The sequence below is a fragment of the Ruegeria sp. BH6 genome, assembly GCF_056538105.1.
Genome location: NZ_JBQFSR010000007.1, coordinates 184,720 through 210,526, shown reverse-complemented (window position 1 = coordinate 210,526; position 25,807 = coordinate 184,720). Strand labels below are relative to the sequence as shown.

The window sequence follows — 25,807 nt, the reverse complement described above, 5'->3', positions numbered from 1 at the left end:
ACGTCATGTTCGATCTGATCGTCAAGAATGCCACCCTGACCGATGGCCAGACTGGCATTGATATTGCTTGCGCGGATGGCAAGATCGCCGCGATTGAATCCGGGATCACAGCCGAAGCTGGCGAAGTAATCGATGCGGGTGGCCAATTGGTTTCTCCCCCTTTTGTTGACCCGCATTTTCATATGGATGCGACTCTATCGCTAGGTAATCCGCGCATGAATGTCTCGGGCACATTGCTGGAAGGTATCGCGTTGTGGGGAGAGCTGAAGCCGATCCAAACGGTCGAGGACATCGTCGCACGTGCAATGCGGTATTGCGAGCTGGCCTTGGCCAAGGGGATTGGTGCGATCCGCAGCCATGTAGATACCTGCGATGATGAGCTGAAGGGTGTTGAAGCCCTGCTGCAAGTGCGCGAGCAGGTGAAGGACTACCTGGATCTGCAACTGGTTGCCTTTCCGCAGGACGGTGTTCTGCGCGACCCTAACGCGATGCAGAACACGATCCGCGCGCTAGATATGGGTGTGGATGTGGTGGGCGGTATTCCGCATTTCGAACGCACGATGGCGGACGGGGCCGACTCTGTACGTCAGCTTTGCGAAATCGCGGCCCAACGTGGCTTGATGGTCGACATGCATTGTGACGAAAGCGATGACCCGCAAAGCCGCCATATCGAGACGTTGGCCTATGAAACCCAACGATTGGGTCTAAACGGACGGGTGGCGGGGTCGCATCTGACCTCGATGCATTCGATGGACAACTACTATGTATCGAAACTGATCCCTCTGATGGTCGAAGCCGGGGTACATGCAATCCCAAACCCGTTGATCAACATTATGCTTCAGGGCCGCCACGACACGTATCCCAAACGCCGCGGCCAGACCCGCGTACGCGAATTGCGCGATGCAGGGATCACTGTGGGGTTCGGATCGGATTGCATGATGGACCCTTGGTATTCGCTGGGTAAGGCCGACATGTTAGACGTGGCCTTTGTGGGGCTGCATGTGGGGCAACTCTCAAGCCGGGCCGATATGGCTTGGTGTTTTGATGCGGTGACCGAAAACTCGGCCCGGATCATGGGGTTGCAGGGGTACGGCGTGGCCAAGGGTTGCGACGCGAATTTCGTTCTGCTGCAGGCCAGCGACAAGATCGAGGCGATCCGCCTGCGCGCCCATCGTCTGACCGTGGTGCGCAAAGGCCGGGTTATCGCCCGGTCGAATCCGGTGATCCATGATCTGACCTTACCCAGCGGACAGACATCTCTGGATGAGGCACGCGTGCCATTCACAAGCTGAAATCAGACAAGGCCCCACGGTGTTACAGGTTTGAACGCGGCAAATCTCGATAAGCTCATCCTGAATCTCTGCGGTCGGATGCTCCTGTTTCGTGCATATGGGCGTACATAAACATTAAATTCGTTAACCATTGCAGACTCAGACGGGTCTGCTGTGCTAGGTCTGTGACTGAAGTTGGGGGCTTCAGAGGGGCGACATGTCTCAGGACCTTAGGGACTGGCTAAGCGCACTTGGACTATCTGACTATGCGCAAGCCTTTTTGGATAACAAAATTGATTTCGCAATTTTGCCCGATCTTACGGGCGAAGACCTGATCGAAATCGGAGTGACCGCTGTCGGAGATCGCCGCAGGCTGCTGCGCGCGATTGCTGAGCTTGAGACTGTGGAAACCGTTCAACCCTATGAGCCCGAAACCCCGCTGGAGCCCGCCAGGCGGCAGGTGACAGTCATGTTCGCCGACCTGACCGGCTTTACTCGCCTGACCAGCGAGTTGGACGCCGAGGACATGCATGAACTGCTGAACGCGTTTTTTGCCAAGGTGGATCATGTGGTCGAAAAATTCGGTGGTCGGATCGACAAGCATATCGGGGACGCGGTGATGGCGGTGTTTGGAGCGCCGATATCGCACACCAACGATACCGAGCGGGCCGCGCGGGCGGCGCTGGAAATCCATGCAGTGCTGCCCGCTTTGAACCCGCCTCTGTCGTGTCACATCGGCATCGCGTCGGGTCAGGTGATCGCCAGCACAACCGGCAGTCAGGCGCATACAGAGTACACAGTGACGGGCGACGGCGTTAATCTGGCGTCGCGCATCACCGATATGGCGACGCCGGGTGATACTTTGGTGTCGCATGACATTCAGCGCGCGTTAGGGCCGCTTTTTGTGGGCGAGTCGTTGGGTGAAAAGCCCATCAAGGGGCTGAACGAACCGGTGGAACTGTGGCGTCTGGATCGAATGGCGCGCAACATCCGGTCACGCCGGCACCGATTTGTCGGTCGCGAGCGCGAGATGTCGCTGTTCTCGGCCACGTTCGATCGCTGCCAGCAGCACGGCAAGGGTGAGGTGCATATCGTTCTGGGTGAGCCGGGCATTGGCAAGACCCACCTGTCCGAGCAGGTGGCCGAAATGGCCGCAGGCCTCAATTACTCGATCCACAACGGCGTGGTCATGGATTTTGGCGCGCGTGAGGGGCATTCAGCCATCCAGTCCGTTGCCCGCAGCATTCTGGGGCTGCAACCTACGGATGACGCTGCCACCGGTGCTGCAATGGCGCAGGATGCGGTGACCAAGGGATGGGTGTCGCCGTCTAACGTGGCACATCTGAACGCGCTTTTGGAACTGGAGCAGGACCCTGGCCTGGCCGAAGTTTATGCTGTGATGGATAACGCCACCCGCCAACGCGGAAGGCGGCAAGTGATCGACGAGCTGATCGCGGCACGCAGTCGTGACGCGCCGATGCTCATCCAGATCGAGGATATCCACTGGGCCGCCCCCGAAATTCTGACCGCCTGCGCCCATATTGCCGCGACCACGCGCGATTTGCCTTGTGTACTGTTGATGACCAGCCGGGTCGAGGGCGATCCGATCAACCGTGAATGGCAGATGGGCACCGAAGGCGCGCTGATCTCGAAGCTGGAACTGGCGCCGATGGGGGATGAGCAGGCCCGACAGCTGGTTCAGGAGTTCACCGGCGTGGACCCCGAACTGCTGGATGCCTGCGTAAAGCGCGCGGGGGGCAACCCGCTGTTTCTGGAACAGCTCTTGCGCAATATCGATGTGCTGAAACGCGAATCCGTGCCGGGCAGCATTCAGGGAATCGTGCAATCGCGGCTGGATGCGCTGGACCGGCGCAGTCGGGCGGCGATTCAGGCGGCCTCGGTGTTGGGTCAGAGGTTCTCGCCCGAGGTGCTGAACTATGTCTTGGGTGAAGGGCATCTGGACACTTCGACCCTGATCCGGTCCGCCCTGATCCGTGAGGCAGGAACCGATCTGATGTTTGCCCACGCGCTGATCCGCGACGGGTCTTATGCGACGCTGGTGAAATCCGAACGCGCGCGGCTGCATCGTCAGGCCGCGAAATGGTTCGAGGATCGCGATGCCACCCTGCGGGCGCAACATCTGGATCGGGCAGGTGCCACCAATGCGGCACAAGCGTATCTGGAAGCTGCCGAGAAATTGATTCAGGCGTTCCAGTTTGATGATGCCAGCCCGCTGATCGAACGGGCCTTGGAATTGCCCGCGCCATCCGGGGTACGGTTCGATCTGTTTTGCGCGCGCGGTGAAACCCACCGTTTGCAGGGCCTGTCGGATGACGCCTTGCGCGAATTCAAAGAAGCGGCCGATCTGGCTGAAACGGATGAACAGACCGCCCGCGCCCATATCGGGTTGGCGCAGGCCGCACGGCAGGCCAGTTTGTACAAAGACGCATTGCAAAGCCTGGGTACGGCCGAGATAGCTGCAGAGCGGTGTGGATCGGAACGCGATATTGCCCAGATCAACTATGTCCGTGGCAATGTGTATTTTCCTCTGGGTCGGGTCGAGGACGCCCTGCAAAGCAATGAAAAGGCTCTAACACTGGCCAGAAAGCTGGAATCGGCGCGGCTTGAGGTCGGTGCGCTCAGCGGTTTCGGCGATGCGAATTTCATGAATGCGACCATGCAGACCGCCACGGGGTTCTATACGCAGGCGGTGGAACGAGCACGAGAAAAGGGTTTGGTGCGTGATCTGGCAGCGAACCTGCACAACCTCAGCGTGGCGCGCAGCTATACCGGCGATGTGGCGCAGGGCAAGCTGGATGCACAAGAGGCCATCGAGGTGTCCCAGAAGTATTTCGCCTTTGTTCCGGAATGCGTGGCCCAGACCTGCCTTGGCGTTGCGCATACGTTTTTGGGTGAGCTGGATCGGGCGCTGGAGACCTTCGCAGTTTCGGCCGAAATTGCCAGCCGCGTAGGCGCAAAGCGGCTTGAGGCGCAGGCATTGGAGCATCTGGCCCGCACACAGGTTTACGCCGGGCAGATGGAAGATGCTCAGGAAACCGGTCAGCGGGCCGTCGATATTGCGCTCGAACATGGTCGGAATTTCGTGGGGCCCAAGGCGTTGTCGGCGCTGGCCATGGCGGAAACAGACCCTAATAAACAGGATCAGCACCTGAAACTGGGCGCCCAGATCATTGCCGAGGGTTGCGTTGGCCACAGCCACCTGCATTTTTATCCCGATGCCAGCGCCGTCATGCTGGCACGGCAGGAATGGGACCGGGCGACTGAATATGCGGACGCATTGGCAAAATTCACCGCCGAGGAACCCCTGCCAATGGTCGACCTGTCGATACAGCACACCAGGGTTCTGGCCGCGTGCGGGGGCTGGGGCATTCCCATGTCAGCACATGAAGATTTCGAAGCGCTGGGCGCGCGCTTTTCCGAGATGGGCATCACGCAATCTCTGGTCGGGCGGTTGAATTGAGCGGGCGAGGGGCTGAATGAGCATCGAAAAGAAGGTTTGGCTGATTTCCGGTGCCCTGACGCTTGCTCTGGCCGTCGTGCTGTTCAAACTTCTGGTCGCGCTGAACCATTTTGAGGGCGACCCGACGCAATTGCCAGATGAGGCCTCAGTCGATGAGTATCTGCAAAAGCTGGACAATTTGCCTGACTATCGGGTCAAAACCGGCATCTTCATCAAATCCTTCAGCTTTACCGGCGCCAGCGACGTGCGCGTGAGCGGCTACGTCTGGCAACATTTCGAAGACGGCGTTCATGACGCTATCAAGCCAACCGAAAAAGAGATCGGGTTCATCCTGCCCGAGGCCGTCGATGCCGCGAATGGTGTAATCGAAGAGGCCTATAGGATGGATCAGGACGGCGTGACCCTGATTGGCTGGTATTTTGAACAGACCCTGCGGCAGAGCTTTGACTACACCAGCTATCCGTTCGACCATAAAACCGTCTGGGTCCGGTTTTGGCCCGGTGAGTTTGATGTAAATGTGGCTCTAATCCCTGACTTTTCGTCCTATCCCGCCACCGGGCCGGATGATATTTTTGGCATAGATCCTCGCATCGTCATGGGCACGTGGGAGCGTGAGAACACCTATTTCGACTATCGCTTGTCCGATCTGGATACAACGCTGGGAATTGGCGAGAACGAGTTCCAGACCAACCTGCCGGAACTGCATTATAACTTCGTCATCAAGCGCAATTTCGGGAACGCTTTCATTGTCCACATGATCCCGTTGATCGTGGTGACGATGCTGCTGTTCGGTGCGGTAATGACGGTGACCCGCCGCCCCGAATTGGTCGAACGGCATGATTTCAGTACCTCCAGCGTGATCGGCACATGCTCGGTCTTGTTTTTCGTGATCCTGCTGGCCCATGTACAGCTGCGTGAAGGCTTTGCCGGATCGCCGGTGATCTACATGGAGTCGTTCTTTTTCCTGATGTATTTTCTCTTGCTGGCGGTTTCCGTAAACACCTACTTGTTTGCATCCGAGGCTGTGCCGTCCCTGCGGCTTATCCATTACAAGGACAACCTGTACCCAAAGGCCGCTTTCTGGCCTTTTGTCCTTCTGTGCATGGTGGCGATCACGGGCTACAACCTCAGCCTCAAGGCCGGACCCGAGGTTGAGGCCGTGATCGAAACCCACAATTAGGCTGTCGGTTGAAACCCCGGTTTTGGCGTACCGGTGGCCATATCCAGCGTGTATTCCGCCACGATCCCGGATGTGCCTTGTTCCCATTCATCCAGATACTTGGTGGGATGCGCGATCACATAGGTATAGGCGGGTTTTTTGACGCCGTTGATCAACACGTTGATCCGCTTGCGAACATAGACATTCTCAGGCGAGTTGGGGCCGTGATAGCCTTCAAGCTTGTCCAGCTCTTTCATCCCGGTGGATGAGACGCGATAGACCTCGCCCCGCACCGCTTTGCCACGGCCTTTCTGGTCGACCAGCGTGGCCATCCGGTGCAAAAACCCACAGTTCGGATTATCGCAGAACGGCTCGTGCGGCACGATCAGGGGCATGCGTTGCCGGGTGATCGCCTCGCCCACAAAATCATCCAGCACCTCGGCATGGGCATCGTGATTGGGAAAGCCTTTCTTCAACGATCCGTAGGTGAAGTAGAGATGGGTCTTTTCACGGTCTTCTATCAGATCGTCTTCGTCCTCATCCTCAAGTTCAGTCAGAGTGTGAGTATTGGCCCAATCGTCCAGCATTGCCTGGATTTCGTCCGAGACTTTGGCGTCTCTGGCGTTTTTGGGATTCTGCAGGAACTGGATGCACGAACTGGCGTCGATCCCATCAGCTGCCAGCAGGATTTTCACCATCTCGACCGAGTTGTTCATTACCGCCACATGCAGGCTGGTAAAGCCGTGGTCGTTGCTGGCGTTGACGTTGATGCCACGGTCGATCAGCGCCTGTGCCGCCTCAAGGTCGGGCTTGCCCAGATCCATCCCGCTCTCGTTCATCTCGCCTTCGCCGCCTGCCGCGTAGTGCAACAGGGTGTCGCCGTTGCTGTCATCAACGATATCAATTCCAGCCATACCGTTGTCGATGGCCTGAAATACACGGCCCCATTGCGCGAATTCATCCGAGGCGGCGGCCTCTTGCGCCCATTTGCAGATGTTGTGTTCTTGATCGGCCAGTTCCTCGAAGGCCTCGTCCAGAACCTCCATGATCTGATCCGGAGTCGCCATCATACCGATGCCCATCATGCCGTTGGACAGCCGCCCCTTGCGCGGCCCGACCAGATCAATACCCAGATCGCGCAGTTTTTCGACATTGTTCTGGGTGGTGACGTTGTTCCACATATTGGTGTTGCAAGCGGGGCAGAGGATCACCGGTTTGTTCCGGTATTGCCACGCCACAAAGACCGAGGTCAGCAGGTTGTCGGCAATTCCGTTGGCGATCTTGCCCATTGTGTTGCAGGTCACCGGCGCCACGATCACGCAATCGGCCCAGTCACACAGCGCCAGATGCGAGGCGCGCAGGGGCATTCCAAACTCGATATAGCGAAAGTTCCACTCGTCATCGTCGCGGTAATAGTCGTTATGGGTGATGCATCGCTCGATCCGTTCGGCGCCGAAATCGCGAAAGAACCTCTCGGCCGAGACCGAGGGGATCAGTTTCACGTTGTGCCCGGCTTTTGTGATCCGTTCCACCAGTTCCGGCACCTTGTCGGCTGCCGATGATCCGCAGGCGCACAGCAATACGTTGCGCTTTTCGGTCGGCGCATCGGTCAACCCGCCCTTGGGATAGCCAAAGATGTTCTTGTCCAGGCTGGGGGATTCATGGCGCAGCAGAACCGGTAAACCGGCTTTGTGTACCCGTTCCTGCAAACGACCTTTCAGGATCATATCGACAATGTCCGACCGCCTGCCCAGGCATTCGTTCTGGAAAAACAGGTAAGGCGGTTTTTCCTTACCGGTCAGCACATTCAGTTGCCGCCGGATCTTCATCACATTGGCCCCGTGGCCTTCTATGTCGATCAGCTTGATGCTGGTGATGCCGATATTGGACAGGATACTACGCAGCATATAGGACCACGGGTCCTCATCGGCGTAAAACAGCACAAGCGGGTTGGTCGCGACAATGCGGGCCACGTCGGTGGGGTCTTCTGGGGGGTCGTGTTCCTCGATCACCAGCATCGCTGGGTTTTTCAAATCACGCAGGCCGCGGAAGATATGCCCGCGCGGGGCCTGCCACACCTGCGAGGTCGCGGGGCTCATATCCACCACGGTCACCAGATCGGTATCCTCGTCATAGGCGATGCAGAGGCACCAGAACTCCTCAAGCAAGGCCGTTTCACGATAGACGTTCTCGGGCGGACGGATGACTTCAAACCCCAGCACGCGGTTAAAGTCGATGTTGATCATCAGGTGCCGATCATCATCGCTGTTGAGCAAGCGCAAATGATCTTGGAACCATTTCTCGGGTGTTATCTCCTCGGGATTAGGTCGCAAGGCATAACTGTGGAACGTGCTGCCCAGATGCACATCGGGCGATTGGCTCAGGTACCGCTGCGCAAGGCTGTGCATTTCCTTGGCGGTGGACACACGGCTCAAGGCTTCGGTGTAATCGGTTTGCGTGGCAATCAGCAGCTTGTCTTCATCGACCTGCTCATCCCCAAGGATCGCAAGGCTTTCGGCCAGCACCCCCAGCGAGTTCATATTCGGGCTGGCCCGCCGGAACAGGTTGCGGCGTTTCTTGGGGTCTTTGGCCAGATACAACGTGCTGTCCACATAGTTGCAGTCCTGCTGCAGGGTCTGCAGGTTGGTCTTTACCGCCTCACGCGCTGAGAACCGCAGGATGCCCCGTGATCGCATCGAGGTTCCGTCGCGATCCGACATTCCGGCCCACAGCCGGTCGATGGTGGTGACCCACAGCTTGCCGTATTTCTCGGGGTGGACGTCCATCATATGCACCAGCCCGGTGCTGGGATTGCACTTGGCGATGATGGCAAAGTGGCCCCCCGGCATGGTCGGTTTGCCATGGGCGACACCGACCTGAAAATTTGCCACCAGGATGTCGTTGTCCCCACCCAGGCGGTTGGATTCGTCGATCGCCTTCAGCAAAATTTCGACCGAGGTCGTGGCCTCGTCCATGAAATAGGCCTGAACCTGCACCTTGTCGCGCAGGCCCTGGGTGTGGATGAAGGTGCAGGCGACGTCGTAAAGCTCACCCAGTGAAATACCGTCATTGACCACGAAAGACGTGGGCAGGGCACATTCGCGAAAGATATCGTTGACCTCGCAACTGAACCCCAGCGCCGACATGCTCAGCGCCGCTGCCGTAACGCTGCAGCAATTGATGGGTTGCTGAAAGTTCTGCAAATGCACGCTGACCAGATCACCGAACAGGGTGTCATAGCAGGCTTCGCGGATGTCCGTCGGAATTTCCAGCCAGTGATTGCTGGACAAATAAGCCAACTTGGTGCCGGGCGTGGCCAAAGCTTCGAGGCTGACGGGAATATCAAAGATTTCAAGATGTTCCTCGTAGAAATAGTCGCCCGCGTCGGCCTTTGCCAGAACCGTCTCGTCCTGTCGCAGATGCACCTCGCCCCCCAGCACCACATACATGCCCCGCGATGGCAGGATCGTATCCTCAGCCACCTCGAAACACTCGAAATGCGGTTGGATTACGGTTGGATCATCGGCGGGCAGAACTTCTTGTATCAGCGCCCATTCGGATTCGGTTGGATGATAGGAAATAGTGTTTTCAATCGGGTCTTTAGGCACGTCTGTTCCCCCCTGAACTAAAGCCGTGAATGTCGTCAAAGAACCAGTGCTGCGTCTTGTGGCATGTGTCAGGCGTCTTATGGTCAAACAGAAATAAAGGACCGGCCCGATGGTTAATCTGCACTGGCCGGGCCAACAGAATGCGCACGTTCAGCGCGAACAAATGGGCCCAATTGCGCGTACCGTATCGCATTTGGACACAAAAATCACCGATGTTGTTGATTTGACTATACGAGTTCGGATTGTAGCTTTTGTCGCCCGCTTCCTGTTAGTCATGGTTTTGACATTATGTCGAAATCACCGTCGTAATGACGTAACTTTCCGCGTTTTCGTCAAGAATACCCCTGCGGATCGAACAGCCCACCCCTCATACTTTTCCTAAACGAAAGAGGAGGCGCGTTTTGAGCTGGAACATTTGTGTCATAGGGGCAGGTAAGATCGGTCAGATGATCGCCAGCCTGCTGCAAGCATCGTCGAATTACTCGGTCACCGTTGCCGACCGCGATCTGGCGGCGTTATCGGTGCTTAATAAACAGGGAATAGCGACCCGGCAGATCGATGTGGGGGATGAGGCACAACTGACCCAAGGACTGTCTGGGTTTGATGCCGTAATCTCAGCTGCTCCGTTCTTTTTGACGCCGAAGATTTCCAAGGCGGCCAAGACCGCCGGGGCACACTACTTTGACCTGACCGAAGACGTTGCAGCCACCAATGCGGTGCGCGAATTGGCCGAAGACAGCGATACCGCCTTCATGCCGCAATGCGGTCTGGCTCCGGGCTTCGTTGGCATTGCTGGCGCGTCGCTGGCGGCCGAACTTGATGAGTTGGACAGCCTGCATATGCGGGTTGGGGCTTTGCCGCTCTATCCGACCAACGCAATGAAATACAATCTGACCTGGTCGACCGACGGGCTGATCAACGAGTACTGCAACCCCTGCGATGCCATCGTGAATGGCGAGCGCGTGAAAACCGCACCGCTGGAAGATTACGAAGTGCTGGGCCATGACGGCGTGGAATACGAGTGCTTCAACACCTCCGGCGGGTTGGGCACGCTGCCCGAAACGCTTGAGGGTAAGGCGCGGGCGGTATCCTATCGCTCGATCCGCTATCCCGGCCATTGCGAAATCCTGAAGCTGCTGCTCAAGGATCTGGGGCTGGAGCGCCGCCGCGACCTGCTGAAGGACATCTTCGAGACCGCGCTGCCGCGCACCGATCAGGATGTGGTGCTGGTCTATTGCACTGCCAAGGGCCTGATTGACGGTGCGCTGCGCGAGAAATCCCTGATCAACAAAAGCTTTGCCCGCACCCTCAACGGACAGGTCTGGAGCGCCATTCAGGTCACCACCGCCGCAGGCGTTCTGGGCGTGGTCGACCTGATGCGCACCGGGGGACTGCCCGCAAAAGGATTTATCCGGCAGGAACAGGTGAACCTGTCCGATTTCCTCAACACTGAATTTGGCCGACTCTATCGCGCCGGCGACGTAACTGAACAGAACAAGGCGGCCTGAGATATGAAAGACATCGTGATGACTGCGCAAACCACCCTGGCAAATCTGGACCTGACCGAAGCCGAACTGACCGGCGGCACGCTCAAGGTGACCTCGCCGATTGACGGTAGCCTGCTGGCCGAGGTGCATGAGACCCCAGCTTCCGACATGGAGGCCATCCTTGCCCGTTCGAAAATGGCCTTCAAGGCATGGCGTACCGTGCCCGCGCCGCGCCGGGGCGAGTTGATCCGTCTGCTGGGCGAGGAATTGCGCGCCGCCAAGGACGATCTGGGCGCGCTGGTCAGCTGGGAGGCTGGCAAGATCACCTCGGAAGGTCTGGGCGAAGTGCAGGAGATGATCGACATCTGCGATTTTGCCGTTGGCCTGTCGCGCCAGCTATACGGTCTGACCATTGCCTCGGAACGGCCCGGCCACCGGATGATGGAGACATGGCACCCGGCGGGTCCGGTGGGCGTAATCTCGGCCTTCAACTTCCCCGTCGCAGTCTGGTCGTGGAACGCAGCGCTTGCGCTGGTGTGTGGCGATCCGGTGATCTGGAAGCCGTCCGAGAAGTCCCCGCTGACGGCAATGGCCTGTCAGAAAATCTTTGAACGTGCACTGGCCCGGTTCGGCGACGCGCCCGAAGGCTTGTTGCAAACCCTGATCGGCGGCGCCGCGCTGGGCGAGACGCTGGTGGCCAGCGAGGATGTGCCGGTGATCTCGGCCACGGGTTCAACCCGTATGGGCCGCGCAGTGGCCCCCATCGTGGCGCAGCGGTTTGGCAAGTGCATTCTGGAACTGGGCGGCAACAACGCAATGATTGTCGGTCCGTCGGCTGACTTGGAAATGGCAGTGCGGGCGATTGTCTTTTCGGCTGTGGGCACCGCGGGTCAGCGTTGTACCACACTGCGCCGTCTGATTGTGCATAACTCGATCCGTGAAGAATTGGTGAGCCGTTTGAAAAAGGCCTATGCTGGTTTGCCCATTGGCAACCCGCTGGCTGAGGGCACCTTGATTGGCCCGCTGATCGACGAAGCCTCGGGTGCGGCCATGACCGCAGCCCTGAAAGCGGCCGAGGCCGAAGGCGGCACCGTATTCGGCGGCAACCGTGTGACCGAAGGCGTGCCAGCCGGGGTCTATATGGCACCCGCCATCGTCGAAATGCCCGGCCAAAGCGATGTGGTGAAGACCGAAACCTTTGCTCCGATCCTCTATGTCATGGGTTATGACGATTTTGACGATGCGATCGAGATTCAGAATGACGTACCGCAAGGTCTGTCGTCGTGCGTGTTCACCCTGAACATGCGTGAGGCCGAGCAGTTTTTGACTGCAGCCGGGTCGGATTGCGGAATTGCCAACGTAAATATCGGACCTTCGGGTGCCGAGATCGGTGGCGCATTTGGCGGCGAAAAGGAAACCGGTGGCGGGCGCGAAAGCGGCTCGGACGCGTGGAAGGCTTATATGCGGCGTCAGACCAATACGGTGAACTACTCAGCCGAACTGCCGCTGGCCCAAGGCGTGAAGTTCGACATCTGATTGACCCTTCCGGCGGCATCGGCAGGTGCCGCCGGATCAGTCTGCAAACAGATAATCCAGTCTCATCACGGCCTGCGCCTTGTCTTCTGGGACATTCAGAAATTCAGCCATTACCTCTTCGTTTTCAGCCCGCGTATTGGCCTCGCGGATACGCATGTATCCTTCGAACCCCGCACCCCGGATCAACTCGGATTCATAGGCCAGCGAATTGCGCAAGGCCGGCACAAGGCGCGCCACGGTTTCCGATGGGCTGTTTTCTCCGGCCAGACCGACCCGCCGCGCATGGCCGATCAGGTAATCGTCAGAATAGTCGCATTCGATCTCAAGAACCCGGGTCCTGACCTGGTCCGAGCAGAAATCCTGAATGATATCCAGATTTGCCGGGTCCACACACAGTACCAGCTTGTCGGTCTGGAAATGATCGAACAACATCCGCACGACCGCGCGCCGGTGGCGGGAGCGCTTGGTTAGCGTCGTCTCGATACCGCCAAGATTAGGCAGAAGGGTGTCTTCTTCATTGAACAGGTATTCGACACAAGGAATGTCAGTCTCGGACGTGATCTGATCGACCAGACGCTTGGCCACGTGCCATTTTTTGCACGCAATTAGATATAGTTCGCGTTCGGGACCCAAGGTATTCCCAGCCTCCCAAAAGCGCTGCCCAAAGCGGCGGCCAACGCGCCCGCGCCCGGTTAGAAACCCATAGAGGTTCCGCCCTTCATCCGAGATTTGGAACTCGACCCCTTCGCTGGCATAGAGCTGGCCCAGCCTCTCTTTCAACTCATGCGCCTCGGGGCTGATCTTGCGGGCAAACATGTAATCCTGCCCCAGTAGCATGTCGTAGTGATCGTTGTAAAAGGTCACCGGCATCCCGTAATCCGAGAACATTAGGAAAGTGGGGGTGCGGTTCTCAATCTCTTCCTTGGGGATCAGATGGCGGACTAGGGTCTGGAAAAACGTCTCATCCGGGATCCAGGTGGTCGAGAAAAAGCGGACCACATCCGGGCGCTGTTGCAGGAGATCAAGGATCATCTCGACCGTGCGGCGGCGCAGGCACCACCACTGACTGCCGATCATAACTTGGATGTCTGCGGGGATATCGCGCGTCAGGTCAAAGCGTTTTTGCAGGTTGTACGCGGCATAGAACCGCTTGCTCTGGGTGCGTTCGTTGAAGAAATGACGGTAAATTAGCCGGTCTTCCTTCATACCGGTTTTGATCCAGTTGCTGGCAAAGAAATCGTGGCTTTCCACAAAGTCCTTGTCGTTTTCGTCCAGAAACCAATGGATGTACTCGGCGGTTTTGATCGCCATGCAATCGCCAGACAGCATGTAGAAATGGGTGACCCGTGGAAACGCATCCACCGCAGCCTGCACGGCATTCAGGGTCGCCTGCACCAAAGACCACTCGCCCCAGCCGCATTTGATGCGCTTGGCGGCAAAAGCCACATTTGGATTATCTTTCAACGCGCTGCGAATACGGTCATAGGCCACCGCGCTGGCGCGCGCGTCAAAATGGATGGCCATGCAGTCGCCTGCGGCTGTCAGTTGCTCGGCCTGCGCGATGATTGCGTCAGGGTCCTTGTGGCACAATAGAATATAGGCAATTTTTGCCATATTGCGTCTGTAACGTCCGTTTCTGCCTGTTTGCTCTCTGATACTGAGGATGAGCGATTGAATAAACAGAATATTTTTGGTTCTTTAAGAGCCTAGGCGGGCGCGTGTGGTTATTTTGACCCGCTGAGGAGGCATTGCAGATGGGTTTTCCCGGTACATGGATGACCGAGAGTGAGAGTATGGTGTACCGTGTTGTGCCGAAATGTGCGTGCTCGACCATCGGGCAGATTATGTACTACTCGGACCACGGTCGGTTTTTCGACGGCGATATTCATGACGCCAAGGACGGTATGCACAAATGGGCCTTTGCCGACAGCCAGGCCCGGATTTCCGGCAATATTCGCAAGCACGCCTCATACTCTTTTACTTGCGTGCGCAATCCTTACACGCGGATACTGAGTTCATTCTTCGACAAGATTTGCGGCATCCAGCGCAACGGCAGCCGGTATCGCGGCAATCTGGTGCCGACGCTGATCTATAATTACGGGATCGAAGTGGGCGGCGATGACGGCAAGGGCGAGTTCGATCAGATCGCTAGTTTTCGACGCTTTTTGCTGTTTGCGCGGGATACGATCCGCTGGCGCCGACCGATGGACCCGGACATTCACTGGTCGGCCGTGTCAGGGCATGTCTCGACTTTCATCGTAAATGGTGGGCGATACGACCGCATTTTCTGGACTGAGAAATTCAATGACGGAATGCAGGGGGTGCTGGACAATCTGGACACACCTCACGCTGTCAGCCTTTCAGATATTCCACGGTTCAACGAATCCGAAGGGCATGGCCCCAAACGGGCGCATCCGGTCGAGGATTATTTCGACGATCTGTCCATGCATTTGGTCTACGAAATCTACAAACAGGATTTCGAACTGTTCCGATACGATTTTGAGAACCCGGCGAATAAGATGCCGATCGGTGAAATTGATCTGGATGAAGTTCACGCCAAACTTGGCGATTGAATGTAGTGGATGTTTGGTTGGCGGCCGGTGATTGTTAAATTCACTGCGCGAAGTTTATCTCCGCGCAGCGCCACATCAGAAGCTAATCTCTGATTTCATTTTGATCTCGCAGCGGGTGAAAATCGGGTTACTTTTTCCCACCCGGATTGTCGTTACCGCGGCCGCCGCCAGACGAATTACCGGTTTGTGATGGATAGCCAGCACCGTTCGGGTCGTTTTGAGGTGAACCTTTTCCCATTATTTTGCTCCTTCGTAATCATTTAATTTTACTCACTAATTTGTGAGTAAATATCATGTAGGTACTAGGAGGGCTTGTGCAACCATAGTCATATAAAAATATGATAACGCCGATCGAGGCTGCACGTAAAACCTCGATTGACGCTACAATTCGATTCAGACCTGACGCACCGCCCCTTTCGCCGCGCTGGTTGTCAACTTGGCATAAGCCTTCAGCGCGGTCGACACCTTGCGCTTGCGCGGCTCGGCCGGCACCCAGCCCTTTTCGTCCTGCTCTTCGCGCCGTGCTGCAAGTTCTTCGTCTGATACGGCCAGATGGATGCTGCGGTTGGGGATGTCGATCTCGATCTTGTCGCCCGGGCGCACCAGTCCGATCTCACCGCCCTCGGCGGCTTCGGGTGAGACGTGGCCAATCGAAAGGCCGGATGTACCGCCCGAGAACCGACCATCAGTCAGCAGGGCGCAGGCTTTGCCCAGACCTTTGGATTTCAGATACGAGGTCGGATACAGCATTTCCTGCATCCCCGGACCGCCGCGCGGGCCTTCATAGCGGATCACCACGACGTCGCCCGCTTCGACTTTGCCGGTCAGAATGTCATTGACCGCCTGATCCTGACTTTCGCAGACATAGGCCGATCCGGTGAAGGTCAGGCTGGCGGGATCAACGCCTGCAGTTTTCACGATACAGCCGTCCCGAGCGATATTGCCAAACAAAACCGCCAGACCGCCATCCTGGCTGAAGGCATGCTCTTTCGACCGGATTACACCGCCTTCGCGGTCGATATCCAGTTCCTTGTACCGGTTCGATTGGCTGAAGGCTTGGGTGGTGCGCACGCCCCCCGGGGCGGCCTTGAACAGCTCTTGCGCCTTGGGGTTGTTGGCGACCTTGATGTCCCAATTCGCGATTGCCTCACCCATCGTGGCGGAATGCACGGTGGCGCAATCTTCGTGCAGCAGCCCCGCTCGGCCAAGCTCACCCAGGATCGAGAAGATACCCCCGGCGCGGTGAACGTCTTCCATGTGTACGTTTTCAGTGTTTGGTGCCACCTTGCACAGGCAGGGGACTTTGCGGCTAAGGCGGTCCATGTCGGACATGGTGAAATGCACCTCGCCTTCATGCGCGATGGCCAGCAGGTGAAGAACCGTGTTGGTCGATCCGCCCATGGCAATGTCGAGGCTCATGGCGTTTTCAAACGCCTCAAAGGTTGCGATCTCGCGCGGCAGGAAGCCTTTTTCGTTCAGATCATAATGGCGTTTTGTGATCTCGACGATGCGGCGACCGGCTTCAAGAAACAGATCTTTTCGATCAGCGTGGGTGGCCAGGGTCGAACCATTGCCCGGCAGCGCCAGACCCAGCGCTTCGGCCAGGCAGTTCATCGAGTTGGCAGTGAACATGCCCGAGCATGACCCGCAGGTGGGGCAGGCATTTTCTTCGATATGCTGCACCTGTTCGTCAGTGTATTTGTCATCAGCGGCGGCAACCATCGCGTCGACGAGGTCGATCTTTTTGACGTCCAGATCAGCGATGTCGATCTTGCCCGCTTCCATCGGACCGCCCGAGACGAAGATGGCCGGGATGTTCAGGCGCATTGCGGCCATCAGCATGCCGGGGGTGATCTTATCGCAGTTCGAAATGCAGACCATCGCATCGGCGCAGTGCGCGTTGGCCATATATTCGACCGAATCCGCGATCACTTCGCGCGAGGGCAGCGAATACAGCATTCCGTCATGGCCCATGGCGATGCCGTCATCCACCGCAATGGTGTTGAACTCCTTGGCGACGCCGCCTGCTGCCTCAACCTCACGCGCGACCATCTGGCCCAAGTCCTTCAGGTGAACGTGGCCGGGAACGAACTGGGTGAACGAGTTGACGATGGCGATGATCGGTTTGCCGAAATCGTCATTCTGCATACCGGTTGCGCGCCACAGGCCGCGGGCACCGGCCATGTTGCGGCCATGGGTGGAGGTTCTGGATCGGTACATTGGCATGATGCTGTTTCCCTTTTGCCCCGGTTGCGATATGCGGGATGTGTGCGTTATAACGCACGTACCACATGTGCGCTATAACGCACAAGAGGATTCGAAAGACGATCAGATGGCACCGGACGATATTACACTGAAACTGCGGGATGTGCGGGCGGCCTCGGGGCTGAGCCTGTCGAAGGTGGCTGAGATGACCGGCGTTAGCAAAGCCATGCTGGGCCAGATCGAGCGTGGAGAATCCAGCCCGACCATCGCGACGCTGTGGAAGATTGCCAAAGGGTTTCAACTGCCCCTCAGTGCATTGATCGGCACGGCGGCACTGCGCGATACGACAACGCCTGACGTGTTTCGCACGGTGACCTTTCCCGGCAGCATCGAAGTTAAGATCGTCTTTCCCTTTGACCCCACCCTGCGGGCCGAGACATTTCATGTGGAACTTTCGCCGAACCAAAGCCACGAATCCGCCGCCCACGCGACTGGCGTGACGGAAGAGGTCTTTGTCCTGAACGGCGCGCTTGAGATTTTGCGTGATGGGAAGTGGGTGGCGCTTGAGGCGGGACAGGGCCTGCGATTTGCGGCGGACCTGCCGCATGGCTATCGCGCCGGTGATCAAGGGGCTGTTTTTTTGAACATGCACCATTATGCACAATTGGATGCGCTGCCCGCGATCGGCTGAACCTGACCCCACATAGTAAAAGGCAAGATATGGGCGCTTTTCTGGAAACTCTAACACTGGCGGACGCGATTGGCTCAATCGGTGCTTTGGTCGTGGTGGCTGCGTATTTTGCCACTCAGATGCGGATGATGAATTCGGACGATCTGGCATTCCCGGTGCTGAACCTCGCCGGGTCGATCCTGATCGTCTATTCGCTGCTTCAGAATTTCAATCTGGCGTCTATGTTGATCGAATCCTTCTGGATTCTGATCAGTATGATCGGGATCGTTCAGTTTTTCCGTCTCAGGCGCGCGCGTTAGGTGGGCTAGGCCCCATCCAGTCTTGAACCCGAATGCGTGCGCGTATAGGGAAAACTCAAGCTCGCTTAGGGGAGGCTTTGATGCAGGACGATCCGAAAACACTCGTTTCCACCGAATGGCTTGCCGCCCATATCAAGGATCCTGATTTACGGATTCTGGACGGGTCGTGGTATCTGCCGCAACAGGAACGGGATGCTAAGGCGGAATATGACGCCGCCCATATTCCCGGTGCGCGGTTCTTCGATATCGATGATATTTCCGATCAGCGTTCGGACTTGCCGCATATGGCACCACCGGTCGAAAAATTCATGTCGCGCTTGCGGGCGATGGGTGTGGGGGATGGACATCAGGTCGTGGTCTATGACGGTGCCGGGTTGATGTCTGCGGCGCGGGTCTGGTGGCTGTTTCGGCTGATGGGTCAGGAAAACATCGCTGTTTTAGATGGCGGCTTGCCGAAATGGCAGGCCGAGGGCCGAGAAATCGAAGACCTGCCGCCGATCATTCGGGATCGCCATATGACCGTACGAGTGCAAAACCATTTGGTACGGGATGTGACGCAGGTATCTGCCGCAGCCAAACTCGCCGATCATGAGATTATCGATGCCCGATCCGCCGCCCGCTTTGCCGGAACTGCGGCTGAGCCGCGCGAAGGTTTGCGGTCGGGGCATATTCCGGGGTCGCGCAACGTGCCTTTTGACCTGTTGCTGAACAAGAATGGTACGATGAAATCGCCCGACGATTGCCGCGCTGTGTTCGAAGCCGCAGGTGTGGACCTGTCAAAGCCTGCAATCACATCCTGCGGGTCGGGCGTGACCGCCGCCATCCTCAGCCTGGCGTTGGAACGCTTGGGCAAGAAAGATCATTCGCTTTATGACGGCTCCTGGGCTGAATGGGGTGCCTTCCCGACCCTGCCCGTCGCAACCGGAGAGAACTGATGTTCGAGAACCTCAAGCCGCAACCTGCCGACAAAATTTTGGCATTGGTGCAGATGTACCGCGAAGACCCGCGTGATCAAAAGATCGATTTGGGCGTCGGCGTCTACAAGAATGCCGAAGGCGTGACCCCGGTGATGCGCGCGGTGAAGGCCGCCGAAAAGCGCATTCTGGAAGAGCAGGAAAGCAAAGCCTATACCGGTCTGGCCGGTGACCCGGCTTATGCGGATGCGATGATCGGCCTGATCCTGGGCACGTCTGTGCCACGCGGTAACATCGCTGCCGTGGCCACTCCGGGCGGCACCGGAGCCTGCCGCCAGGCGTTCGAATTGATCCGCATGGCCAACCCATCGGCGCGCGTTTTCGTGTCGAACCCGACATGGCCGAACCACCTGTCGATTCTGAACTATCTGGGAATGGAGATGGTCCCCTATCACTATTTCGACGGCGATACCCGTGGCGTCGACTTCGATGGCATGATCGAGGATCTCAAGACGGCCAAGGCGGGTGACGTGGTGCTGTTGCACGGCTGCTGCCACAACCCGACCGGCGCCAACCTGAACATGGTGCAGTGGCAAGAGGTCGTGAACCTGATCAACGAACGTGGTCTGGTAGCGATGATCGACATTGCCTATCAGGGCTTTGGCGACGGTCTGGAGGCGGACGCGCAGGCGGCCCGTCTGGTAGCCTCGTCGGTCAAGCGCTGCCTGATCGCGGCGTCTTGTTCGAAAAACTTCGGCATCTACCGCGAACGTACCGGCCTGTTGATGGCGATCAGTGATGATGCAGCGCAGACAGCCTTGAATCAGGCTACGCTGGCCTTCCTGAACCGCCAGAACTATTCCTTCCCGCCCGATCACGGTGCACGCGTGGTGACCACCATCTTGAATGACGACGCCCTGCGCGCCGATTGGGCTGCCGAGCTCGAAGATGTGCGCCTGTCCATGCTGGGCCTGCGTCAGCAACTGTCGGATGAGTTGCAGCGGCTGAGCGGCTCGGACCGCTTTGGTTTCATTGCTCAGCACCGCGGCATGTTCTCGCGCCTGGGTGCGGCTCCGGAACTGGTCGAGAAACTGCGCGACGATCACGGTATCTACATGGTCGGTGACAGCCGCCTGAACATCGCCGGCCTGAACGCGACCACCGTGCCAATTCTGGCCAAGGCGATTGTCGACGTCGGGGTTTGAAATCCCGCAGTTTTAAAAATGAAAACCCGGACGCGAACGTCCGGGTTTTTTGTTTGAGAGTGGTTGACTCTTAGCCTTTTGAAAACTCGGGATACGCTTCCATACCCAGTTCCGCCATGTCGAGGCCGTTGATTTCGTCTTCTTCGCTGACGCGGATGCCGACGGTGGCTTTCAGGATCATCCACAGGATCATTGCGCCGACAAAGGTGAACACACCGTAAGCAATGATGCCTGTCAATTGTGTGATCAGCGTGGCCTCGCCGTAGAAGATGACGGCGATGGTGCCCCAGATACCGCAGAACAGGTGAACCGGGATGGCACCGACCACGTCGTCGATCTTGAACTTGTCCAGCATCGGAACCGCAAAGACCACGATGATACCGCCCACGGCACCGATCCACAGCGCACCGAACAGGGTCGGGGCCAGAGGCTCGGCCGTGATCGACACCAAACCGGCCAGTGCGCCGTTCAGCACCATGGTCAGGTCAGGCTTTTTGTACAACAGCTGGGTCATGATCAGCGCCGCGACAGCCCCCGAAGCGGCGGCCATGTTGGTGTTGGCAAAGATGCGCGACACGTCCGAGACATCCCCCACGGTGCCCATAGCCAATTGCGAGCCGCCGTTGAAGCCGAACCAGCCCAGCCACAGGATGAACGTTCCCAGGGTTGCCAGCGCCAGGTTCGAACCCGGGATCGGGTGGACCTTGCCGTCTTTGTTATACTTGCCGATGCGCGGGCCCAAGATGATGGCCCCGGCCAAAGCCGCCCAGCCGCCGACCGAATGCACCACGGTCGACCCGGCAAAGTCGGAAAAGCCTTGTGCGTCCAGCCAGCCGCCGCCCCATTTCCACGACCCGGTGATCGGGTACATGATACCGGTCAGCACAACGACAAAAGCCAGGAAGGGCCACAGCTTGATGCGTTCGGCAACGGCGCCCGACACAATCGACGCAGTCGCGGCAACGAAGACCAGTTGGAAGAAGAAATCCGAACCGATTGAGGCATAATCCAGAGCTGCTGCATCGGCGCCGACGCCAACGGGATCAAGCACGGTGGTTGAGAAGAACGGACCCAGCCAACCGGTGATGGACCAGCCATCGCCCGGATACATAAGGTTAAAGCCGATCAGCCAATACATGATCGCGGCAATCGAAAACAGCGCCACATTCTTGATCATCTGCATGGCCACGTTCTTGGAACGCACCAGCCCGCCTTCCAGCATGGCAAAGCCAGCAGCCATGAAGAAAACGAGGAAGCCGCCCATCAGGAACAGCAGAGTGGTAAAGATATACTGGGTGTGCAGCGCGGCCTCGCCTTCGACGGCAGCCTCTTGCGCCAGACCCATCTGCGGCAGCGTGACAATCGCGGCGGCAGGAATGAGGGATTTCATCAGGTTCATAGTCAGTCCTCGAATATTGTGAATGGGGGCGCTCACAGCGCCTCTTCGTTCATTTCCCCGGTCCGCACGCGCAGGGCCTGCTCAACATCGAGGACGAAAATCTTGCCGTCGCCGATCTTGCCGGTTCGGGCGGTTTTGGTGATGGTTTCGACGATCTGGTCGGCCATCGTGGCAGGCACCACAATCTCCAACTTGATTTTGGGCACGAAATTCACTGCGTATTCAGCGCCGCGATAGATTTCTGTGTGACCAGATTGAGAGCCAAAGCCCTTGATCTCGGTCACCATCATGCCTTGCAGGCCTGCGTCGGTCAGTGCCTCGCGCACCTCTTCAAGCTTGAACGGCTTGATTGTCGCAATAATCAGTTTCACGTTGGTCCCCTCTGCGGTCCGGTCTGTTTGCACCTGCAGAAAAAAGAGCGTGCCTGACCGCAGTAAGGAACGGGTAAGGAGGGACGACGCCGGGTGAATGCGTGGGGAAGTGCACAATTTTTGCACAAAAAGTGACAATTGAGTAATAAATAGGCATGCTATGGAGGTTGATTGCCGGAATTTCAGACCTCTACTTCACCGGCGTGGCATTGTATTGTGCCTCAAAACGATAACCGGGCAGAGTTTGAGCATGACTGAGTCCAGGCGCCGAAAGGCACCGCTTGTCGCGGATAAAAGGTACCCGTCGAAAGGGCGCAAGCCCGCGGCGACCAAGCGCACCGCGAAACCCGCGGGCAAGAAGGCGGCCGCGCGCAAAACGACGACGCGCAAGACCACGCGTAAGAAAGCGCGCCGGAAATCCGGTGGCGGTGGTGGGGGTATTTTCCGCCGTTTCTTCCGGTGGGTCTGGCGGTTGATCTGGGGCATAACCTGGCGCGTCGGCGCGGTGGTTGCGATGCTGTTGGCGCTGGCTGTTGGAGTTGTCTACACCACGCTGCCAGATGTGAATGAACTGCTGGACGGTCGGGCGCGGGGGTCGGTCACGCTGTTGGACCGCAACGGCAAGGTCTTTGCCTGGCGCGGGGATCAGTTCGGCGGGGTGATCACGGCGGGCACTGTTTCACCGCACCTCAAAAACGCTGTCGTCGCCACCGAGGATAAGCGGTTTTATCGCCATTTCGGCGTCAGCCCCCGAGGTGTGGCCAGTGCTGTGCGCATCAACCTGAGCGAGGGGCGCGGGCCGCTGTCAGGCCATGGCGGATCAACCATCACGCAGCAGACCGCCAAGCTGCTCTGCTTGGGCGTGCCGTATGTGCCCAGCGAATGGGAGTCCGAGGCTGCGTATGAATCCGATTGCCGTCAGGGGTCGCTGTGGCGCAAGGCCAAGGAAGCGGTCTATGCGATTGCGATGGAGGTCAAGTATTCCAAGGATGAGATTCTGACCATCTATCTCAACCGCGCGTTCCTTGGTGCCGGTGCCCGCGGGTTCGAGGCCGCAAGCCAGCGCTATTTCGGTATCTCTGCAGCCGAGGTGAACCCGGCGCAGGCGGCGATGCTGGCCGGTCTGCTGGTGGCCCCCACGCGTTATGCGCCCACGAACAACCTGCAACGCTCGCAGGATCGGGGGCGTCTGGTGCTGGGGCTGATGGAGGCGCAGGGCTATCTGACAACCGCGCAAGCCAGCAGTGCCCGCAGCAACCCCGCACAACTGTCCGAGGCCGCAGCAGCACGGGCCGGCGGGTATTTCGCCGATTGGGTCATTACAGAGCTGCCCAGTTACTTTGGGGCAGATACCACGGATGATGTGGTGATCAAGACGACCCTGGACCAGCGCTTGCAGAAATCGGCAGAAGAAGCGCTGAAATACATCTTTCAGGAGAAGGTCCGCGAAGGGTCCAAGGCGCAGGCCGCAATTGTGGTGATGTCGGCAGACGGCGCCGTACGCGCCATGGTCGGCGGGCGCCAGACGCGGGTCTCGGGTGCGTTCAACCGCGCCACGCAGGCATTGCGCCAGACCGGATCGTCCTTCAAGCCGTTTGTCTATGCCACGGCTTTGGAGCTGGGCTATTCACCGCTGGATACGGTTGTGGATGAGCCCTATTGCGTCAACATTCCAGGGTCCGGTCAGTGGTGTCCCAAGAACTATACCCACAAGTTCTATGGTCGGGTTACGCTGGCAGATGCACTGAAGAATTCGCTGAACATCCCGGCGGTGAAAGTGGCCGAAGTTGCCGGTCTGGACAATGTCCGCACGGTCGCCAGTGAGTTCGGCATCGACAGCGATCTGGCGCAGGGGCCGGCCTTGGCGCTGGGCGCGTCGGAAAGCACGCTGATCGAGATGACCGGTGCCTATGCCGGTATCCTCAATGGTGGCTCGGCCGTGGAACCCTATGGCCTGTCAGAGTTGAAGCTGCTGGAGGATGATACGCCGGTGATGGTGACCAGCTCGGGCATTGGTGAGCGGGTGATCAACGACAAGGCCGCCAAACAGCTGACCTGGATGATGCAGCGTGTGGTGTCCGAGGGGACCGGCGCACGGGCGCAACTGCCGGGCTGGCAGGTGGCCGGTAAGACAGGCACGACGCAGGCGGCGCGGGATGCGTGGTTTATCGGATTTACAGCGGATTACGTGGCCGGTGTCTGGATGGGTTATGACGACAACACACCCCTGTCCGGCGTGACCGGGGGTGGGCTGCCCGCAGAGATCTGGAAAGAAACCATGCTGCGCGTGACCGAAGGTATGACACCCACACCGCTGCCGATGCTGGCCCCGGATCCACCTAAACAGGTGGCACAGCCGCAGCGACAACGCCGCAGGCAGGGTGGGTTTGAAAATGCAATCAACAATCTGCTGAACAATATATTCGGCAACTGATGCACCAATAAAAAAGGCGGTGCGCGTGGCACCGCCTTTTATTTGTCTGATGTGAAAGCGGATCAGAGGCTGCTGTCCAGCGCCGCCAGAATCGCGTCACCCATTTCGGTGGTCGAGACTGGTTGAACGCCCTCATCGGCCAGCAAGTCACCGGTGCGGACACCGTCTGCCAGAACCTTCTCGATCGCGGCCTCCAGTCGATCCGCCTCTTCGCCCTGATCAAAGCTATAGCGCAGTGCCATGGCGAAGCTGAGGATACAGGCGATCGGGTTGGCTTTGCCCTGACCCGTGATATCGGGGGCCGAGCCGTGGACCGGTTCGTACATCGCCTTGGGGCGGCCATTGGCCATCGGTGCCCCCAAGGACGCCGACGGCAGCATGCCCAGCGAGCCGGTCAGCATCGCGGCACAATCCGACAGGATATCGCCGAACAGGTTGTCGGTCAGGATCACGTCAAATTGTTTGGGTGCGCGCACCAGCTGCATCGCGCCGTTGTCGGCATACATGTGCGACAGCTCGACCTCGGGGTATTCCTTGGCCACACGGTCCACGACCTCGCGCCACAGGATGCCCGATTCCATGACATTGGCCTTCTCCATCGAGCAGACCTTTTTGTTCCGGCGCATCGCCAGTTCAAAGGCCGAGCGCGCGGCGCGTTCGATCTCGGATTCGGTATAGCGCTGGGTGTTGATACCGACGCGCTCATTGCCTTCTTCGAAGATTCCCCGGGGTTCGCCGAAATAGACGCCCGAGGTCAGCTCGCGCACGATCATGATATCAAGACCGGCGACGATGTCTTTTTTCAGCGACGAGAAATCGGCCAGCGCGTCAAAGCACTGCGCAGGGCGCAGGTTGGAATACAGGTCCATTTCCTTGCGCAGACGCAGCAACCCGCGTTCGGGCTTGAGGCTGAAATCCAGATCGTCGTATTTCGGACCACCAACAGCGCCCAGCAGAACGGCGTCAACTTCCTGCGCCTTGGCCATGGTCTCGTCCGACAGTGGCTTGCCGTGCGCGTCATAGGCCGCACCGCCCACCAGATCCTCGCTCACGTCAAAGTGAAGGCCGCGCTTTTCGCCGAACCAATCGATTACTCTGCGCACTTCGGCCATGACTTCGGGGCCAATTCCGTCTCCGGGCAGGATGAGGAGCGAGGGGTTGGACATGAAGGATC

The 25,807-nt window shown here is 58.2% G+C and carries 17 protein-coding genes; 11 read left to right on the top strand and 6 right to left on the bottom strand.

Going from position 1 to position 25,807, the window contains the following annotated elements; all coding sequences use genetic code 11:
• The first annotated feature begins 5 nt into the window (after window positions 1–5).
• The 3 genes from ACR0B8_RS15525 (at window position 6) to ACR0B8_RS15515 (ending at window position 5,932) form a co-directional block, all read left to right on the top strand.
• The gene (locus tag ACR0B8_RS15525) at window positions 6–1,292 is read left to right on the top strand and encodes an amidohydrolase family protein (protein WP_226689680.1); all 1,287 of its coding nucleotides are present in this window, start codon (window positions 6–8) and stop codon (window positions 1,290–1,292) included.
• A gap of 196 nt (window positions 1,293–1,488) precedes the next feature.
• Window positions 1,489–4,752: an adenylate/guanylate cyclase domain-containing protein gene (locus ACR0B8_RS15520; RefSeq protein WP_480658858.1), complete on the top strand. Its 3,264-nt coding sequence runs from the start codon at window positions 1,489–1,491 to the stop codon at window positions 4,750–4,752.
• 16 nt (window positions 4,753–4,768) lie between these two features.
• Window positions 4,769–5,932 (top strand): hypothetical protein, encoded by a 1,164-nt coding sequence (locus ACR0B8_RS15515; protein WP_480649130.1) that lies wholly within the window; start codon window positions 4,769–4,771, stop codon window positions 5,930–5,932.
• Here the strand turns inward: ACR0B8_RS15515 and ACR0B8_RS15510 are convergent.
• A complete protein-coding gene (locus tag ACR0B8_RS15510) occupies window positions 5,929–9,519 on the bottom strand; it encodes a flavoprotein (protein WP_226689682.1) in 3,591 nt (1,196 codons plus the stop codon). The two genes, ACR0B8_RS15515 and ACR0B8_RS15510, sit on opposite strands and share 4 nt — an antisense overlap.
• A 401-nt stretch (window positions 9,520–9,920) precedes the next feature.
• Here ACR0B8_RS15510 and ACR0B8_RS15505 point away from each other — a divergent pair, with 401 nt between their 5' ends.
• The gene (locus ACR0B8_RS15505) at window positions 9,921–11,027 is read left to right on the top strand and encodes a saccharopine dehydrogenase family protein (protein ID WP_170578468.1); all 1,107 of its coding nucleotides are present in this window, start codon (window positions 9,921–9,923) and stop codon (window positions 11,025–11,027) included.
• A 3-nt stretch (window positions 11,028–11,030) separates the two neighbouring features.
• On the top strand, window positions 11,031–12,542 hold the full coding sequence (gene amaB / locus ACR0B8_RS15500) for an L-piperidine-6-carboxylate dehydrogenase (RefSeq protein ID WP_480658861.1): 1,512 nt from the start codon (window positions 11,031–11,033) through the stop codon (window positions 12,540–12,542).
• A gap of 36 nt (window positions 12,543–12,578) precedes the next feature.
• Here amaB and ACR0B8_RS15495 read toward each other — a convergent pair whose 3' ends face one another.
• A complete protein-coding gene (locus tag ACR0B8_RS15495) occupies window positions 12,579–14,156 on the bottom strand; it encodes a DUF5928 domain-containing protein (protein ID WP_480658863.1) in 1,578 nt (525 codons plus the stop codon).
• A gap of 140 nt (window positions 14,157–14,296) precedes the next feature.
• On the opposite strand from ACR0B8_RS15495, the gene ACR0B8_RS15490 reads away from it, so the two are divergent.
• A complete protein-coding gene (locus tag ACR0B8_RS15490) occupies window positions 14,297–15,115 on the top strand; it encodes a sulfotransferase family protein (protein WP_170361846.1) in 819 nt (272 codons plus the stop codon).
• 393 nt (window positions 15,116–15,508) lie between these two features.
• Here the strand turns inward: ACR0B8_RS15490 and ilvD are convergent, their stop codons facing one another.
• Complete coding sequence (gene ilvD / locus ACR0B8_RS15485; protein ID WP_226689686.1) at window positions 15,509–17,341, bottom strand: dihydroxy-acid dehydratase; 1,833 nt, start codon at window positions 17,339–17,341, stop codon at window positions 15,509–15,511.
• A 106-nt stretch (window positions 17,342–17,447) separates the two neighbouring features.
• Here ilvD and ACR0B8_RS15480 point away from each other — a divergent pair, with 106 nt between their 5' ends.
• From ACR0B8_RS15480 to ACR0B8_RS15465, 4 genes are all read left to right on the top strand, one after another.
• Window positions 17,448–18,011 carry a helix-turn-helix domain-containing protein gene (locus ACR0B8_RS15480; protein WP_226689757.1) on the top strand — a complete coding sequence of 188 codons (564 nt, stop codon included), beginning with the start codon at window positions 17,448–17,450 and terminating at the stop codon, window positions 18,009–18,011.
• Window positions 18,012–18,040: 29 nt separating this feature from the next.
• Window positions 18,041–18,310 (top strand): CBU_0592 family membrane protein, encoded by a 270-nt coding sequence (locus ACR0B8_RS15475; protein ID WP_170351845.1) that lies wholly within the window; start codon window positions 18,041–18,043, stop codon window positions 18,308–18,310.
• Window positions 18,311–18,390: 80 nt separating this feature from the next.
• Window positions 18,391–19,245, top strand: a complete 855-nt coding sequence (gene sseA / locus ACR0B8_RS15470) for a 3-mercaptopyruvate sulfurtransferase (RefSeq protein ID WP_226689687.1) — start codon at window positions 18,391–18,393, stop codon at window positions 19,243–19,245.
• Complete coding sequence (locus ACR0B8_RS15465; RefSeq protein WP_226689688.1) at window positions 19,245–20,429, top strand: amino acid aminotransferase; 1,185 nt, start codon at window positions 19,245–19,247, stop codon at window positions 20,427–20,429. Before sseA ends, ACR0B8_RS15465 begins: the two co-directional genes overlap by 1 nt.
• 70 nt (window positions 20,430–20,499) lie before the next feature.
• On the opposite strand, the gene ACR0B8_RS15460 is transcribed toward ACR0B8_RS15465, so the two are convergent.
• Together ACR0B8_RS15460 and ACR0B8_RS15455 are read right to left on the bottom strand one after the other, a co-directional pair.
• Complete coding sequence (locus ACR0B8_RS15460) at window positions 20,500–21,828, bottom strand: ammonium transporter (protein ID WP_480658958.1); 1,329 nt, start codon at window positions 21,826–21,828, stop codon at window positions 20,500–20,502.
• Between the two features lie 32 nt (window positions 21,829–21,860).
• On the bottom strand, window positions 21,861–22,199 hold the full coding sequence (locus ACR0B8_RS15455; RefSeq protein WP_170351849.1) for a P-II family nitrogen regulator: 339 nt from the start codon (window positions 22,197–22,199) through the stop codon (window positions 21,861–21,863).
• Window positions 22,200–22,449: 250 nt separating this feature from the next.
• Between ACR0B8_RS15455 and ACR0B8_RS15450 the strand changes: the two genes are divergently transcribed.
• Window positions 22,450–24,633, top strand: coding sequence for a transglycosylase domain-containing protein (locus ACR0B8_RS15450; RefSeq protein ID WP_170379345.1), 2,184 nt, complete (start codon window positions 22,450–22,452; stop codon window positions 24,631–24,633).
• 62 nt (window positions 24,634–24,695) lie between these two features.
• Here ACR0B8_RS15450 and leuB read toward each other — a convergent pair whose 3' ends face one another.
• The gene (leuB, locus tag ACR0B8_RS15445) at window positions 24,696–25,799 is read right to left on the bottom strand and encodes a 3-isopropylmalate dehydrogenase (RefSeq protein ID WP_170361851.1); all 1,104 of its coding nucleotides are present in this window, start codon (window positions 25,797–25,799) and stop codon (window positions 24,696–24,698) included.
• Window positions 25,800–25,807 lie beyond the last annotated feature (8 nt).